The sequence below is a fragment of the Leptospira terpstrae serovar Hualin str. LT 11-33 = ATCC 700639 genome (genome assembly GCF_000332495.1).
Taxonomy (GTDB): domain Bacteria; phylum Spirochaetota; class Leptospiria; order Leptospirales; family Leptospiraceae; genus Leptospira_A; species Leptospira_A terpstrae.
This window is the reverse complement of sequence record NZ_AOGW02000018.1, coordinates 327,929-344,585: the sequence shown is the minus strand read 5'-3', so window position 1 is coordinate 344,585 and position 16,657 is coordinate 327,929. Positions and strand designations below refer to the sequence as shown.

The window sequence follows — 16,657 nt, the reverse complement described above, 5'->3', positions numbered from 1 at the left end:
CTTTCTGTCACTCGCTTGCATACGCAAGCTCCGTTCCGGGACTCAGGGTCAGCCTACGTCGGTTAGTCTAGTTCGTTATGCGAAATCACTAAAAAATGTTTATTAAAAAAATAATCCTATTAACGGCGACTTGTTTCTTTGGGTGTATATACGATAGTAATACTTCAGAAATACGAATTTTGGGTAATCATGATTTAAGTCCACATAGACATTCTAGGGTATATATATATGATCAAAATTATCAGAATAATGTTTTCTCATATAATTCTCCTTTGAAATTCTTTTTTCTAGATCATATCCCAAGTCCAGAACAAAAACCAACTGAAGAATGGAAAAACCATACAATACGAATTATATTTTTTTCAGACGAAAACTTAATAAATAATCATAAGCACTTATTCAAATTTGAAAAAATTCAAGATATTTACTCAGAATTAATACTTTTACCTAACAATAATCATATAATAAATGAATTTGACGATGTATCAATATTCATTTTCCTGATGTTTGACTATCAACCTAGATATCGTTATCTTCAAAGATCAATGATCGGTTTCCCTTTAAATGTAGAATTAAGAGTTTCTATTTTTAAAAATAAAATAGAAATAGCATCCTGCCAACAAATTGTTATAAAAAATATATTCACGAATAATTTTCTAGAAATTGAATTAAAGGATGAAGTTTCTGTATTCCATCAGCTTATAAGTGATAAAAAGATAGATTTGATGACAGACAACTTATTTATAAATAAAATAACATTCTGTTTAGAGAAACTCAAAATAAAAAATTAAAACTAAGAAATTAGTGACTTCGCATAACAGCGGGGAAACGCTGCGCTTCGGGACGAGCCCTCACTTGGTCTGCGACACTTTCCCTTTCTGTCACTCGCTTGCATCCGCAAACTCCGTGCCAGTCCCTAACGTCCCGTCGGGACTCAGGGTCAGGGAACGTCGTCTCCCCTAGTTCGTTATGCGAAATGTGGTAAAAATTGGTAAATTAACCAAAAAAATGTGTATTGACAAAAGGCACACATAATTATCTCATTAAATTTGTGATCTTTGACTGGGATAATGAAAAGAATAAAATTCTCTATTCTCAAAGAAATATTTCATTCGAAAGAATTGTAATCGAAATTGAAGCAGGAGCAATTCTAGACATCTTAGAACATCCAAATAGCAAAAAATATCCGAATCAAATAATCATAATAATTAATATTGATAATTATGCATGGGTTGTTCCAGCAATTGAAAATGAAACTTCTTTCTTTCTCAAAACTGCTTATCCTTCAAGAAAACACTCTAAACTATATTTTCCAGAGGTAAACTTACATGAAAATTAAACTTACTGATGAAGAAAAAGAATTAGAATTATCGTTTGAAAGAAACGAATGGAAATCCGTTTCAAATAAAAAAGGCTATTTAAATAAGTTTAAGCTTGCTGCAAAAAATACGTTAGCCAAAGACAAAAGAATGAATATTAGAATTGCTGGTAAAGACATTCAATTACTAAAAACTAAAGCACTTGAAATAGGAATCCCTTATCAAACTTTAGTTTCAAGTATTTTGCATCAATATGTTACGGGAAAACTTAAAGAACAGTAATTTCTTTTCTAGCTTACCACACGTCGCATAACAGCAGCTAACCACTTCGCTTCGGGACTTCGCCCTTGCTCGGCCTAAGACACATTATGCGCAAGACCGAAAATGTATGCCTCAGGACATGGGTACCAAATTTGTATCAAGACATAGGTAACGCTTTCTGGTTTCTCATACCCGAGAACAACTTTGTAGGAGGGCATTGGAAGGAGAATCAGGTCGTGGATTTAAGATTAGAATTCGTTATGGCGAGCGATGAGAGAGGCGTTAATTTTTCTCAGCTCTATGCAGAATATGGAATATCTACTTAGTAGGGATACAAATGGAAAGAAAGGTTTTTTAGCGGGGAAAAGGCTGGTCTTCTAGACAAGATGAATACCTTGAAAAACTCACCTAAGAAAATTCCTGACAAGATAATTCTTGAACTCATTAGGCTAAAGAACCAAAAAAAATCTAGAACTTTACAAGAGAAGGTTTCCAAACGTTAAGCACAAATATCCAAAAATAGTTCTCCATTTGATATTGGAGAATTTGTAACCGTAAATTACTCATTGTTTTAATTTAAATACGAGATGACGAGAAATCAGAATAGAATGTTTTTTATCGAAGAACATACAATAGAAAAACAATTAAAATATTCTTCAAAACTCAGTTTAGAGAAATGATATTTTTATTGATTTAAATTTATGAGGATAATAAAGATAGATCTGATGATTTTTATTTAATTTTTTTTTTAAAATAATAGAGACTTCTAAGTCATGAAAAATATACAGAAAATTTCACCCCAACAAATGAATGACCTACTCTTAGTTTTAAAAGCTAGGTTTGAAAAAAATACTAATCGTCACAAAAATTTGGAATGGGAAAAAATACAGAAAAAATTAGAATTAAATCCCGACAAACTTTGGTCCTTGAATGAAATGGAAAGAACAGGTGGTGAGCCTGATGTCGTCGGTTATGATAAAAAAACAAACGTTTTCATTTTTTATGATTGTTCAAAGGAAAGTCCCCAAGGTAGAAGAAGCCTTTGTTATGACCGCAAAGCCCAAGAGACAAGAAAAGAGAATAAACCCAAAGATAATGCTCTAGCTATGGCATTGGCAATGGGAATCGAAATTTTGACTGAAGAACAATATAGGGAGTTGCAAAAATTCGGAAATTTCGATACAAAAACTTCAAGTTGGATACTAACACCTGCAAGTATTAGAAATTTAGGGGGTGCCATATTCGCTGACTTTCGTTATGACAATGTATTCATATATCACAATGGTGCAGAATCATATTATGCTGCTCGGGGTTTTCGAGCCTCACTCCAAGTGTAATACAGAAGAGATTAAAAAAACTATTTGAAAAAGTAGCTTTTACTTAATTCCCACTATGTCAAATTTATTCACAAATAGATTAGTAGCTCTTGAAGAATATAAAACCCAATGGAAGAATTTTTCATTTGATCCGATTCAGTATGAGGAAGATTACCATAAATATAAACAAAATGGCTTAGCGGTCAAACCCAACGATCATTGTTGGTATCTAAAAAACGTTTCAGATAATATTTCACTTTCTTCTGGAACATGGGGCACAAAACAATCTTTTGCAAATCGTCTGATCACAACTACCCAATCAGAACATATATTCTCTTCTAACTTTTGGAAAAAATATTCGATCAACAGATGTTTAATTCCTGTAATGTCTTACTTCGAATGGCAAATGCAAAGGAGTGGAGAAAAACACAAATTTAAAATTGAATTTATAAATAAGAACAATTTTTTTGGCGGAATTTGGGGTGCTAATTCAAATGGCACTACCTGGGTAACTATCGTCACTCAGGTCGCCAATGAAAAAACTGCAGAAATCCATAACTCTGGAGATAATAAACACAGGCAACCTATTATAATTCGAAGAGAAAATCAGGATGCTTGGCTTGATCTAAAGTTAAATACGTAACATCAAATTAAGAAACTAATTACCCAATTTCAGCCGAACGAAATAATTACCGAAGACTTAGATTACGAACAAACATTATTTAGTTTGATCTATTCTGACAAAATTTAACGAGATTCAAACGAATTAAGAAGAATTAACAAAACTATTTTTTATCCACAAAATCCATCTTTCTGACTAAAAAATTTCACTGAACAAATTCCAGAACTGATTAACTGTGGAAAGTTACCTACTACATTCAAGGTAAAGAAAAGCATTTATTTATAAAACTTGCAATTGTACACCTTGCATTGAAAGGTAATGAGGTAAATTCTCTATACGGTACATCCATTTTCGAATATTAGGATATATCCATAAATCAATTTTCCCCTGATTACCAAGAGCTATATAAGGATAAATAGCAATATCTGCGATGGTGATTGAATCAGAAACAAGCCAATTATGAGCCACAAGTCTTTTTTCTAATATAGATAAAAGGGTTTCTGTGACTAATTTTGTTTCTTCCAAATTAATAGGACGACCGAGTAAATAATGTGCACGAAGTGCACTTGGTCCACGTGAAACTTCATTTGCTGCAGTTGAAAGCCACGCAACTATTTCTCCTGCAATAGCTGGATCATTGGGAAACCAATGCTCTTCACCATAAGCACGAGCGAGGTATACCAATATCCCATGGCTATCTCTAAGGACTATATTCCCATCCTTGAGAACAGGAACTTGTCCAAATGGATTTTTAGCAATGAACGCTTCCGATTTATGTTCACGCTCAGGCCCATTCACAATTTGGCTTTCATATTGGAGATTCAGAAAAGATAACAGCAACCTTACTTTATAGCAATTTCCTGATAAGGCAAATTCAAATAATTCAATCATAAACGTTCTATTAACAAAAAAGTAAAGCACATGGCAATTATTTTTCAATAGAAGCAAAAACTTCTTTCTGTTTTCTCTAGCATTGAATTCAAGATAGGTTCCAAATGAGCCAATATTTTTTTTGGGTAGAATTCTTTCTAAAGATTTTCCCTGTAACGAAAAACTGATGATAGTAGATCTTTTGTCAAGTCCTCCCATGACTCCGAAAGCTGCTAATTTTATAGCAGCCCTTATTACGACCGGATATTTAAGACATATTGTAGGTGTTTGAGAAATTTCATGTGGTTACTTAATTCTCTTTAGAAAACGACTGCTACTGGATTATTGAATTTGTCTCCGATTATCGTTACTATTGTTTTATATTTGGAGTTTTTACAATATAATATTGTCCCTGCTCCATTTCTAATGATGATCTTCTTGTTATCTATTAAAAGTATCTTAGCTTGGAGACAAAAGAGACAATGGAAGAATCTACTACCGATGTAGCGAAAATAATTTCTATTTTTTAATTTAGAAAACTATGCGGCTTGCGTTACAGATACAAACCGCGGGGAAAATATCAATTGATGTCGTCGATTTTGATATCTTCAGGGGAAGGTCTGCCAACTCCATCTTCTAAAAGGTTTTTTAAACTAAGTAAAAAAACTGCCCATTTCATACTGCAATGCGCAGTGAATTCAGATTCCTTTTTCCAATCTTTGTGTCTGAAGTAAAGAATTGTCATCCCTCCTCCATCGTTCGCTTTGCCTAAACTTAATTGGAAATCGATATGAGAACCGATCCAATCTTCCGGTCCGGAAAGACATTCCCATAATAAATGTTTGGGTTCCAATTCCTTTACCTTCATCTCAATAGCATTGCCATGCCCAAATCCAAAAAAAATGGACTCTCCAATGGAAGAAACTCCAGAAGTAAAACTACCATCCACTTCCTTTGTCCACCAATTAGCTAATCCGGATTTCGTGGTCAATGCATTGATCACTTCCTTTTCTCCCGCCCGTATTCCTACTTTGTGGTATATACCCATACAACTCTCCTTGTTTTAATCTACTCAACTCAAATGATTTATATATTTAATTTGAATTCATTTCCTAACTCATCCAATAGTTTAAACCTTCAAGTATGTTTGTCCAACCTTGGCTATGCATTTTGATTTGGATGTCGTTCTCTAATTCTTCATGAACCAAAGTGACTAAAGTTTGTGGTTTCTCATTTAAACCATTCGAAGTGGATGAAGCTTTCACTTCTGAAAAGGTAACTGTCACGAGCGTATCTTTGTTTTCAGTTGCATGAGATCGCCAAGTAAAAACTATTTTTCTGGGTTCATCGATAGTAATGTACTCGCCTTCATGAGGAAGAATTTTTCCATCAAGGGTCATGTTGATTAAAAACTTTCCACCTGGCCTTGGATCCATTGCAACAGAATCAATCCCGATCATCTCTCCTGACAAAAACCAACGTGAAAAATCCTCCACATTCAGCCATGCACGAAAGAGACGCACGGGGTCGGCGCTAATTCTTTTTTCTACTTTTAGGACTTGTTTGTTCATATTCCTTCTCCTCAAAAAACGCTTCGAGATTTGCTAATTTACTCGTCCAAAACTCTTGATGATAGCGAATCCAATTGGTTGCTTCCGTTAAGGTTTGATTTTGTAACTCCAATCGAAAACTTCGACCATCTTCGGGAGCACGCACCTTCCGAACTAGTTGTGCTTCAGTAAGCACATCGATATGTTTGGCAACCCCTGCAAAAGACATCGCAAATGGCTCTGCGAGTTCCGATATACTCAAATTACCTTTACGGAGACTGGCTAACATTTGCCTTCGAGAATGATCTGCAAGGGCTGCAAACACTCGATCCAACATTTGTTCTTTTTTACGAAATTCAACCATTTGGTTGAATTTAAATCATGGCATTTTTTTAGTCAATTATTAAACCAATTAGTTGAATAATTTCCATGAAACAAAAATCGAAGAATAAAGGAAAGCGGACGATATTTTAGAATTTCAAAAACACAAGTTCTAAAACATCTCAAACTCACAATCCTTACTAGTAGACTGAATTGATTTATATGCAGTTTACATCCTAACATAGAACCGAAAACCTATCTTTTAGGAGTGAGTATGAATTGGATTTTACTATTTATTGCAGGAATTTTTGAGGTAATGTTTGCCACTTGTTTGGGAAAAGCAAAAGAAACCACAGGAACTGAAACTTACTTATGGTATTTTGGCTTTTTTATTTCATTACTCGTCAGCATGTTGTTACTAATTAAAGTGACTCAGTCTTTGCCTATTGGTACAAGTTATGCAGTTTGGACAGGAATTGGTGCTGTGGGCACCGTTCTCATTGGAATCATTTTATTCAAAGAACCTGTAGATTTCTGGCGGATATTTTTTCTAACCACACTCATCTTATCTGTTGTTGGACTTAAAACAGTATCACATTAATACAAGGTGGTTTACAAGCGATGTCTATCAATCCATCAAACCAAAAAACATTCCCTCAATTCTTAAAGATCTCCAAAGAAAGTTTGTTCGATTCACTTGGTTTAGAGATCCATAACATTCAACTAGAACCGGAAAGTGCAGAATACGATGCTTGTTATTTTCAAATTCAAAAGAAAAACATAAGATTTCGAAAAGCAAAAATCACATCTAAAAAAGTAGGTCAATTTGTAACTTTATGGAAACGTAGTAAAGATGGTCCTATTGAACCATTTAAGAGCAAAGATGATATTGACATTTTTATTATTGCTACTCTGAATAACAATCGTGTTGGTCATTTCATATTCACAAAACAGATATTAGATGAAAAAGGAATACTTTCCGGAAAACACGAAGGCAAAAGAGGATTCCGAGTATATCCTGCTTGGGACATACCAGACAACAAACAAGGACTAACCACACAAAAATGGCAATTACCCTATTTTGTAGAATCAAATAAAAAACTAAATGGATTGGATGTTATTGGTAAACTTTTAGATATAAAAATCAAATTACATTCTTAGGTCTGCAAGTTAAATCCGACAAGAATTCTACTTTACCATTCATTTAAAATGAAAAGAAAGGTGGAATGAGCCAAATTTTCCGTAAATCCTTAACCACACATCATTTTGATTTGGACTGGAACCGTCATGTCACTAGTCGGACCTATGAACGTTTCGGCTACGATGCGAGATGTGAAGTTTTAAGAGAATTTGGATATTCTGTAGAAGATATGTTAAGTAATAACATTAGTTATTTACCTGGATCTACCTACGTTCGGTTTTTAAGCCAACAATTTGCAAATTCAGAAATTACAGTGGAATCGCAAGTATTTCGAATGGATCATGGAATCCTCTTTTGGAAACAAACCATTTTAGGTAGTGACGGGAAAAAAGCCTGTCAATTAGAAACAACATCAAAATTAGTTCAGGATGGGAACAATATTGTCATTACTGCAATTCCAGAAATCAATATTACACCATATGAATTTACCATCCATCCGAAACCCATCTTACAAAATACAGTAGAACATGATTATTATATTCCTTTTAGTGATATGAATTGTTATTGGAATTTACCTTCGGATGCAATTTGGAAAGTGTTTGAAGAGGGACGTTTTTTATTTTTTAAAGAAATCGTAGACTTGAGCCTTATTAAAGAAACAGACTCCACTACTTTTTTTATGGGTGGTGAAATCGTAATCCATAAACAACCTGAGCCAGGTACGCATGTCAAAATTTTAAGTTGGATCGAAAGTTTTGAAAAAATTCGGTTTTATTTTAGACAAGACATTGTAGACCTAAATGGCAACTTACTCGCCAGCATGAAAGACGAACAGTTATTTGTTTCTCTTTCCAACTCTAGACCGAGACGAGCACCTGCCGCTTTCTTTGACAAAATAGAAAGGTTTATTGAATGATGGGTGCTTTTTGTTTGAGAAGAATTTCCTCATCGGCAGTTAATTCACGATAAGCCCCGAGTGTTAACGTTGGATCCAATTCTAAATTTCCCATCTTCATTCGTTTTAGGTAAATGACTTCCTTACCTAAACTTTGAAACATTCTTCGGATTTGTCTGTATTTCCCTTCTTTTAACCATACGGTCACAATGTTTGGTTGGTTAGAATCTGGAATGGCCAACCTTGCAGGAAGGGTTTTATAACCATCATCTAAAACAATTCCTGTTTCAAAGGCAAGGATGTCTTCAGGAGTTACTGGGGCAGAAATTTCTGCATAGTATTCCTTTTCGACAAAGTGTTTTGGGGATGTATAATAATGGGCAAGCGGTCCATCTGTTGTAAATAATAATAGACCTTCTGTTTCTTTATCCAATCGACCGACAGGAAATAAATCCATATTTTCATGTCTTTCGCTTAGGTAATCCATGACTGTTTTTTCACGACTGTCTTCTGTGGCAGTGATACAATCTGGAGCTTTGTTCATCATAAAGTAATAAAACTCTTTCCGAACTAAAGTCTCTTCATAATAAGTCACTTCATCTGTAAGCGATACTTTATAACTTGGATCCTTAATCACCACTCCATTCACTTGGACCTGTCCCTGGTGGATTTCTTTTTTAACATCGGAACGTGACCCTAAACCAAAATTTCCGAGAACTTTATCTAACCTTTCTTTTGACATATTGTGTTATCATCATTGCAATTAGAAAAGGATATGGCAACCAGGAATTCTGCATGATCAGAATGAATAGAACTAAAAAAAGGTATCGAAAACAAATGGGCAAATCAATCTAACTAGTATGTTTGATACCTTTTTAAGGATTTTAAAAACTTCACGAATTGCTTTTGATTTAGCTTACAAAAGTTCCCCTGGTTTAACCGCTCTCATTTCCCTTCTAACAATAGCCAACGGTTTATTTCCCTCTACTCTCGTATGGATTGGAAAACTGATAATCGACTCCATCCTCCAAAGCCAAATAAAATCAGACGAATGGATAGATTTATTACAATCTGATGCGGCAAAATTGGTTTATGCGGAAGGGATTATCACCATTCTTTATTTTGGATCTCAGAAGTTATACAATATTGCCTATACTTTGTTAAGGATTCGTTTAGGCCAGGAGGTGAACGAAAGAATTCTATCCAAAGCGATTCGTTTAGAACTCACTCAATTTGAAAATTCCGAAACCTATGATAAAATGACCCAAGCTAGGACCGAAGCTTCCTCTAAACCTCTATCTATGGTCACGAGATTTTTTACCATCGCTCAATCTTCCATTACCATTATCAGTTTTTTTGGACTTCTAATCAAACTCTCTCCGTTAGCTTCCTTTATTTTAGTTGTTGCAGCCATCCCTTCTTTTATTGCAGAAACAAAGTTTTCGAATCATAGTTTTCGATTGTTTCGATGGAAGGCTAAAGAAACACGAGAACAAGTTTATCTTGAAACACTTATGGCAAGAGAAGACAACGCAAAAGAAATTTTACTTTTTAACTTAGGTAAAGAATTTCTTGGTAGATACAAAAACAATTTTCAAAGGATTTATATTGAAGATAAAAAACTAACAATCTATAAAGGAATTTTTAGTTTTCTCCTTGGATTACTTAGCCAATTTGCTTTTTACGGCTCTTACATTTGGATAGTCTGTTTAGCATTGTTACATAAAATTTCATTAGGCGAAATGACTATGTATCTTGTCATCTTTAGGCAAGGACAAAATACATTTTCCAATGCACTTTCTGCATTCGGTGGAATTTATGAAGACCATTTGTACATTGAAAATCTTATGGAATTTTTAGAACTTGCGATTCTTAAACAATATGGAAATCAAAAAGGAAACCACCAAAGATTAGGAATCGTTTTTGAATCTGTTTCTTTTCAATATCCAGGTGCAAAAGAACCTTCTCTTTCTGATGTTAGTTTTGAATTAAAACCTGAAGAAAAACTTGCTATCGTCGGCGAGAATGGTTCCGGTAAAACAACCTTAATCAAACTTCTGACTCGTTTGTATTCACCGACATCTGGCAAAATCTATTTGGATGGAATTGATTTGGAAAATTGGGATGAGGAAACTTTACGTCGCCGGTTTGGTGTCATTTTCCAAAACTTTGTCCAATACCAATTCAAAGTGGGTGAAAACATTGGGATGGGTGATGTTCAAAAAATCCAATCGGAAGAAGAATGGATTCCTGCAGCCAAACTTGGAATGGCCCATGACTTTGTAACACGTTTGGAACAAGGTTATTCTACAAGACTAGGAAAGTGGTTTCAAGATGGTAGGGAATTATCTGGTGGGCAATGGCAAAAGATCGCGCTCGCCCGCGCCTTTATGCGAACAAGTGCCGACATTCTTATATTAGATGAACCAACCTCTGCTATAGATGCAGAGGCTGAAATGAAAGTATTTGAACATTTTCGAGAACATACACAAGGAAAAACTGTGATTCTAATTTCTCATCGGTTTTCAACAGTAAGGATGGCCGATCAAATTTTAGTTCTAGAACAAGGTAAAAAAACTGAATGGGGAAGCCATGATGAACTCCTTTTAAACAAAGGAAAATATGAAAAACTATTTAGATTGCAACAAGCTGGTTATCAATAGCTAGACAAAAATATCCGATATTATAATTGGAAAGTCAAAAGGAATCAATACAGGATAAGACATGGAAGACAATTATTCTAATTTAGGAATGAAAAAACTGAAAGACCTTATCGATTCTTTTGGGGAAAGGTCAAAAGAAATTGGTTCAGTTGCTGCTTCAATTCAACAAGTAGCAAAACAGACCAACTTACTTGCGCTAAATGCTTCAATTGAGGCAGCAAGGGCCGGGGAACATGGACGAGGTTTTGAAGTTGTAGCAAATGAAGTGACAAAATTATCCTTCCAAACTTCTGAAGCTACTAAAAAAATCTCCGAAATTTTATCTCGCATTAATTTAGAAAATACATCTGCGAATTTTGATGTTATGGAGATGGAAAAACAATCAATTTTAGACTATGCAGAACTTTGGGCGAGTAATATTGCCAAAGAACTCGAATCCAAATTTTATATTATGGCAACTTCCTTGTATGGATTAAAATTTTTAATTCAAAGTTTGGTCCATGCAAATATAGGAATGAAAAGAGAACATCTACTCCTGATCTTACAAGAATACTTAATTCAAAACGAACAACAACTTGCATATGCTATCTGCTGTGAACCTAATGTCATTGATTTAATGGACGCTGCATATGCAGGAAAAGAGGGGCATGACTCTAAAGGTAGATTTGTTCCTTATTGTCATAGGCACACAGGACGGATATCGATAGAACCTCTACAAGGTTATGACACTGCAGGTGAAAATGAATGGTATACCCTTCCCCGTGATTTAGGGGAAGATATTATGATGGAACCTTACGATTACCCTATCGAAGGAAAAACCGTCAAAATGACTAGTCTCATGACCAATTTGTTTTTAAATTCAAAGTTTGCGGGTATCCTTGGTGCTGACTTTTCTTTGGAACAACTACAAAGGGAACTCTCACCAAAAAAATTATTCGGTATTGGTAAAACATGTCTTCTAACATACAACGGAAATTTTGCCTCTCACCCAGAAATTGAATTCTTAGGCACAAGTGCCGAGATCCTCAATGACGATGCCAAAAATGCGATCCAAAGAGGAGAAAGTTTTACATTTATCGATAAATCAAATACGGCAAGAATTCTTAAACCAGTAAAAATCGGTCAAAGTAAAAGACCTTGGAGTATCCTCGTAGAATTCAATTTAATTTCTGCACTTAAAAAATAATCAGTCTAAAATGCGATGGATAATTCACTCGCAGAAAACTTGGAAACTCAGATAGTAGATCTTTATAAAGAAAAAGAAGAGTTAGAATCCCAACTTGGCACTTCTGACACAGATAAAATTCTAGAAGAGTACTATAGCTTAGAATCTGAACTTAGCCGACTTTACCAATTCAAAGAAAATTTTAAACAAATCGAATCGAAACAAATCATTATTGAATCCATTCGTTCGGCATATATCCCAAAATTCAGATTATCCGAATAAAATCTACACACTGGACTTTCATAGAATGGAATTAAAAATAATCAAAGAGAACTTAACTAATGAATCCTTTTCGAGATCGGTAAGGGAGAACATTGAAGATTGGGGAAAAAGTTTTGAAACTACCAAAGAAGACGAAAAACTAACGCAGGTCTGGTTTGACTCTGTTATTGATAATTTTCTAAAAATTTTAGAAGATGTCGAGGATGAAGAAGAATTAAGAGTTCTATTATTTTCAAAATACGTTGAATTAAAATGTTTTTGGAAACAACTTAACACTCAAATTCAATACCAAAATTTTAATACAGGAAATACTGATTCAAAGTTAATGATCCAAGCTTCCTTGACAACTTATATCTTAATCGCAATAGAGCCATTAATTCACGAAGAAGACTTGGTTGAAATCCAACAATTCTTGACTAAACCAATTCGTGAAATTTTAATCGAGGACCCAAACAGTAGTATATCGAATTCAAGTGAAGAAGATTCTACTGTCAAACAATTAGAACAACAACTAAACTCACTTTATTACGACAAAGAGAAATTGTTCAAGGCATTCGGTACTTGCGAGTCCAAAGATGTAATTTCAATTCTTAAAAATATGAGAGAACAGGTAATCGATTTAAAGTCAGAAATGCAAGATAGTTGCGTCCTAAATGGATCAATCCAATTTACAGGAAAACGCAAAATCCGAGTATTGAAGCACTAAACCGAAGGACAGAAATTTTCACAGATTGGGAATAGCGAAGCTTTCCCTGAATCTTATCCTACCAAAGATACTTGCTCGTCCATACCAAATCAAAATTCTGGTTCTATGGACATCGATTCTTTGTTACAGGATTTAAAAACTCTTTTGGACTCCCCCAAAGAACTTGTATCTATTTCCGAAGAAAAACGTTTAGAACTGATGATCCTCTGCGGCAAAATTTCTCGCCCCGATCGGAATGAAGTTCGAAAAAGAAACCGCACCGTTCGTGTAGAAAAAAAACAAACACTCAAAATCCAAGAAAAGCAAAAAACTGCCCTAACGGGAATCAGGCGAGCTAGAGAAACTGCAGTTTTTAAAGCGCCATTACAAATTTCGAATACGGCCGGATGGTCCTGGGACAAAGCAGAAGAACTTTCAAATCCAAAACCATGTTATATCTGTAAAACACCATTCACTAAACTACATTTTTTTTACGATTCCATGTGTCCCAATTGTGCGGAACTTAACTATTCCAAAAGGTTCCAAACAACTGACCTCAGAGGAACTGTAGCAGTCATTACTGGCTCTCGTTTAAAAATAGGTTATCAGGCAACCTTACTTTTGTTACGTGCTGGTGCGCGCGTCATTGCAACCACAAGATTTCCCAATGATTCGGCAATTCGTTTTGCAAAAGAGACAGATTTTCATTTATGGAAGGATCGTTTACAGATTTTTGGATTGGATCTCAGGCATACACCCAGTGTAGAAATTTTTTGTAAATTTTTAGAAAATCATTTAGAGAGATTAGACATCTTAATTAATAATGCGGCCCAAACGGTGAGACGCCCACCTGGTTTTTATAGCCATCTTCTGGACATGGAAAAACTTACGATTATCGAGTTACCACCGGAAGCACAAAAGTTACTAAGTTTTTACCAACACTGCAAACAAGAGTTAGATTCTTATCGGTCGGATTCGGAAATGAAAGATGCTGCCACTGCCCTTGCTGTGAGTTGGAATCATAAAACACCAGGAGTCGGAATTCGGTCATCTGCTGCACTCTCACAAATCCCCTACTCCCACGACAATTCCCATGAACTAGAAGCAGTATTTCCAGAAGGCCAGTTAGATGCGGATTTACAACAAGTGGACCTTCGTAAAACAAATAGTTGGCGGCTTCGACTTGGAGAAATCAACACCTCAGAAATGTTGGAAGTTCAATTGGTGAATGCTGTCGCACCGTTTGTACTTTGTAACCGCCTTGTTGGTCTTATGCGAAAAGATAATACTGGGAAAAAACATATCATTAATGTTTCCGCTATGGAAGGTAAATTCCATAGATTCAAAAAAGAAGACCGCCATCCTCATACAAATATGGCAAAAGCTGCCCTCAATATGATGACCCATACTTCTGCAGAGGACTTTGCAAAAGATGGAATTTTTATGAATGCAGTGGATACAGGTTGGGTTACAGATGAAGATCCAGTCGAACTTGCAAAAAGAAAACAAGACCTTCATGATTTCCAACCACCACTAGACATTGTGGATGGCGCTGCCCGAGTCGTTGATCCCCTGTTTGATGGTGTCAATACAGGGAAACACTGGATTGGCAAATTTCTAAAAGACTATTTTCCTATCGATTGGTAGATCGGAATTTGTGAAGAAAGAATTTGTTCTTTAGGTGAAAACTTTTTCAAAAATTGTACGAAGGATAGTAAATTCCCCTTTTTATATCGAAACTTAAGAACTGTTGTTGCAGGCGATTTCAATCGAACCAACATCTCTTTCCAATCTTGGGTATTTAATTCAACAACTAAATGTGCATCAGTGAGTAAACCAGGAATCACTTCCGCCACTCCCCGTCTTACATGGATGGTATACGTTTCTTTTGTATCTTCAAAAATAAACCCCACTTTTTCATCTGTATTAGCACTTAACTCAGGATCCAAATTAGTTACAAAGCTACTTAAAATCACTTTTACAGGATATCGTCGTAAAAGTGCAGGACTTGGTCTCACTTTGATTTTAGCCACAAACTGATTTCGTAATTCTAAGGCTTCGGTAAGATAATAGTGTTTAGCATTTGCATTCGATTCCGATTGGCCAAGTTTTTCCAAAGCTTCAATGCGTAAGGAAACAACATCCTTAAAATTTGGATCATTACGAAGGATATATCCTGAAAGTGTTAAAACAGCCTGGTATTCATTGGATTGTAATTTACTCTTTGTATACTTAAAAAGATTTTCTTTTCCTCCAGCCAAATCTACAATCAAATCTGCATAGGCCTTTCGATCCAGAGGTTGTAATTCCGAAGAGTCACCACTAAACCAACCCAGATTGCCAGTAAACGCAGACCGAACAGACCAAGATACTTTTCCATAAACTTCTTGGAGGTAAGGTGATTTTTTTAAATGATCGGGAAGTTTCACAAATTCAACTAAATCATCGGGATGGAATCCTGCGTTGATTCCACGTAGAGATTGATCATGTACAAATTGTACGGCATCTCGATAATCTGTCACTACTTCCATAATATAGGACTTACCAGAAACTGGTTTTCCATGGCTTGGAATCAAATGTTCTGGTTTTATTTTTCGAATGATATCTAGAGACTCATACCAATTTTTTAAACTCCGAAACCATGTTCCTCGGATTGTGTATAAATTAGGAAATGCTTTATAAAAGTTATCTCCTACAAATAAAATATTTTTTTCTGGATGGTAAATATATATTTGATCGTCTGTTTCTCCAGGTGCATGAATTAACTTCAATTGTATCCCTGCAACCTCAATTTCTAGAGTATCCCTGAATGTTTTCGTTGGTGGAACAAAATCTAATTTGGTATCCGCATTATAACCTTGGTAAGGTCCAATCCCTACATTGACTAAGTCGCTTTTTTCTAGATAATTTCCAAACATACGAGCACTTCTTGTCCCAATGATCGGAGTCGTTTCACTTGCCAATTTTTGTACACTTGGTAATAAACTCTCGTGGGCATACACTTCCGGCGATTCTCCTGAAACAAAAGATTGTGATCCAAAAATATGATCAGGGTGGCTATGAGTATAAATAATAGCTTTGATTGGTAAAGAGGATATCTTTCTGAAATCTTCCAAAACTTGTTTGGATGCACGTAACTCATCTAATGTATCAATGATTATAAGGCCATCCTTTCCAACAATTAACATCGAGTTAGCGATACCATATCCTACTGCTGAAAAAACTCCAGGAACCACTTCGTAAATTTTTTTCTCAAATTCTGCATTCAAATTTTCTAGATGCACTTCGTGAGAACCTTTTAAAACTTCTTTTGGTTTTGTTATCTGACAATCAAACAATGGGATAAAAAACAGACATAGGATTAAAAAATTAAGATTCAATTTCATATATGATTCTAAGAAACCAATAGAACTAATTAGAATGAAACCTAGTTTTAGTATTAAGTGATGGGAAGTTTTCAATTCAAACTACTAGATTGTACGAATTGTATAATCCATCAGCGATTGTTAGTTCGGAACCATAAATTTCTGAGGCAGATTCTGATTATTCATTTAACAATAATCAGGT

The 16,657-nt window shown here is 35.1% G+C and carries 19 protein-coding genes; 13 read left to right on the top strand and 6 right to left on the bottom strand.

Translation table 11 applies throughout. The annotated features are described in order from the left end of the window. The first annotated feature begins 95 nt into the window (after positions 1–95). The 5 genes from LEP1GSC203_RS17825 to LEP1GSC203_RS17800 all read left to right on the top strand — a co-directional run bounded on the left by LEP1GSC203_RS17825 (position 96) and on the right by LEP1GSC203_RS17800 (position 3,539). A complete protein-coding gene (locus tag LEP1GSC203_RS17825) occupies positions 96–791 on the top strand; it encodes a hypothetical protein (RefSeq protein ID WP_002975270.1) in 696 nt (231 codons plus the stop codon). Positions 792–1,051: 260 nt separating this feature from the next. Further along, the gene (locus LEP1GSC203_RS17820) at positions 1,052–1,339 is read left to right on the top strand and encodes a hypothetical protein (RefSeq protein WP_002975261.1); all 288 of its coding nucleotides are present in this window, start codon (positions 1,052–1,054) and stop codon (positions 1,337–1,339) included. Then, the gene (locus LEP1GSC203_RS17815; protein ID WP_002975515.1) at positions 1,329–1,601 is read left to right on the top strand and encodes a hypothetical protein; all 273 of its coding nucleotides are present in this window, start codon (positions 1,329–1,331) and stop codon (positions 1,599–1,601) included. Before LEP1GSC203_RS17820 ends, LEP1GSC203_RS17815 begins: the two co-directional genes overlap by 11 nt. Positions 1,602–2,353: 752 nt before the next feature. Next, the gene (locus tag LEP1GSC203_RS17805; RefSeq protein WP_002975303.1) at positions 2,354–2,917 is read left to right on the top strand and encodes a DUF4256 domain-containing protein; all 564 of its coding nucleotides are present in this window, start codon (positions 2,354–2,356) and stop codon (positions 2,915–2,917) included. Positions 2,918–2,972: 55 nt separating this feature from the next. Next, positions 2,973–3,539, top strand: coding sequence for an SOS response-associated peptidase family protein (locus LEP1GSC203_RS17800; protein ID WP_232225937.1), 567 nt, complete (start codon positions 2,973–2,975; stop codon positions 3,537–3,539). A gap of 258 nt (positions 3,540–3,797) precedes the next feature. On the opposite strand, the gene LEP1GSC203_RS17795 is transcribed toward LEP1GSC203_RS17800, so the two are convergent. From LEP1GSC203_RS17795 to LEP1GSC203_RS17780, 4 genes are all read right to left on the bottom strand, one after another. Beyond that, entirely contained in the window at positions 3,798–4,607 is an 810-nt protein-coding gene (locus tag LEP1GSC203_RS17795) for a glutathione S-transferase family protein (protein ID WP_002975456.1), read from the bottom strand. A gap of 361 nt (positions 4,608–4,968) precedes the next feature. After that, positions 4,969–5,436 carry an SRPBCC family protein gene (locus tag LEP1GSC203_RS17790; protein WP_002975388.1) on the bottom strand — a complete coding sequence of 156 codons (468 nt, stop codon included), beginning with the start codon at positions 5,434–5,436 and terminating at the stop codon, positions 4,969–4,971. 64 nt (positions 5,437–5,500) lie between these two features. Continuing rightward, the gene (locus tag LEP1GSC203_RS17785) at positions 5,501–5,959 is read right to left on the bottom strand and encodes an SRPBCC family protein (RefSeq protein WP_002975342.1); all 459 of its coding nucleotides are present in this window, start codon (positions 5,957–5,959) and stop codon (positions 5,501–5,503) included. Continuing rightward, positions 5,922–6,302, bottom strand: a complete 381-nt coding sequence (locus LEP1GSC203_RS17780; RefSeq protein ID WP_002975278.1) for an ArsR/SmtB family transcription factor — start codon at positions 6,300–6,302, stop codon at positions 5,922–5,924. Before LEP1GSC203_RS17780 ends, LEP1GSC203_RS17785 begins: the two co-directional genes overlap by 38 nt. Positions 6,303–6,533: 231 nt before the next feature. On the opposite strand from LEP1GSC203_RS17780, the gene LEP1GSC203_RS17775 reads away from it, so the two are divergent. The 3 genes from LEP1GSC203_RS17775 (at position 6,534) to LEP1GSC203_RS17765 (ending at position 8,316) form a co-directional block, all read left to right on the top strand. After that, positions 6,534–6,860, top strand: coding sequence for a DMT family transporter (locus LEP1GSC203_RS17775; protein ID WP_002975517.1), 327 nt, complete (start codon positions 6,534–6,536; stop codon positions 6,858–6,860). A gap of 20 nt (positions 6,861–6,880) precedes the next feature. Next, entirely contained in the window at positions 6,881–7,420 is a 540-nt protein-coding gene (locus tag LEP1GSC203_RS17770) for a MepB family protein (protein ID WP_002975319.1), read from the top strand. A 65-nt stretch (positions 7,421–7,485) separates the two neighbouring features. Continuing rightward, a complete protein-coding gene (locus tag LEP1GSC203_RS17765; RefSeq protein ID WP_002975450.1) occupies positions 7,486–8,316 on the top strand; it encodes an acyl-CoA thioesterase in 831 nt (276 codons plus the stop codon). On the opposite strand, the gene LEP1GSC203_RS17760 is transcribed toward LEP1GSC203_RS17765, so the two are convergent. After that, positions 8,306–9,037, bottom strand: coding sequence for a pseudouridine synthase (locus tag LEP1GSC203_RS17760; protein ID WP_002975206.1), 732 nt, complete (start codon positions 9,035–9,037; stop codon positions 8,306–8,308). The two genes, LEP1GSC203_RS17765 and LEP1GSC203_RS17760, sit on opposite strands and share 11 nt — an antisense overlap. Before the next feature lie 118 nt (positions 9,038–9,155). Between LEP1GSC203_RS17760 and LEP1GSC203_RS17755 the strand changes: the two genes are divergently transcribed. The 5 genes from LEP1GSC203_RS17755 to LEP1GSC203_RS17735 all read left to right on the top strand — a co-directional run bounded on the left by LEP1GSC203_RS17755 (position 9,156) and on the right by LEP1GSC203_RS17735 (position 14,737). After that, positions 9,156–10,958, top strand: a complete 1,803-nt coding sequence (locus LEP1GSC203_RS17755; RefSeq protein ID WP_002975401.1) for an ABC transporter ATP-binding protein — start codon at positions 9,156–9,158, stop codon at positions 10,956–10,958. A 61-nt stretch (positions 10,959–11,019) separates the two neighbouring features. Then, entirely contained in the window at positions 11,020–12,144 is a 1,125-nt protein-coding gene (locus tag LEP1GSC203_RS20115; protein ID WP_002975461.1) for a methyl-accepting chemotaxis protein, read from the top strand. Positions 12,145–12,159: 15 nt separating this feature from the next. Further along, positions 12,160–12,405: a hypothetical protein gene (locus LEP1GSC203_RS17745; protein WP_002975416.1), complete on the top strand. Its 246-nt coding sequence runs from the start codon at positions 12,160–12,162 to the stop codon at positions 12,403–12,405. A 25-nt stretch (positions 12,406–12,430) separates the two neighbouring features. Next, complete coding sequence (locus tag LEP1GSC203_RS17740; RefSeq protein WP_002975279.1) at positions 12,431–13,111, top strand: hypothetical protein; 681 nt, start codon at positions 12,431–12,433, stop codon at positions 13,109–13,111. A 105-nt stretch (positions 13,112–13,216) separates the two neighbouring features. Further along, entirely contained in the window at positions 13,217–14,737 is a 1,521-nt protein-coding gene (locus tag LEP1GSC203_RS17735; RefSeq protein ID WP_002975399.1) for an SDR family oxidoreductase, read from the top strand. Here LEP1GSC203_RS17735 and LEP1GSC203_RS17730 read toward each other — a convergent pair. Beyond that, positions 14,716–16,476, bottom strand: a complete 1,761-nt coding sequence (locus LEP1GSC203_RS17730; RefSeq protein WP_002975212.1) for an alkyl sulfatase dimerization domain-containing protein — start codon at positions 16,474–16,476, stop codon at positions 14,716–14,718. The two genes, LEP1GSC203_RS17735 and LEP1GSC203_RS17730, sit on opposite strands and share 22 nt — an antisense overlap. Positions 16,477–16,657 lie beyond the last annotated feature (181 nt).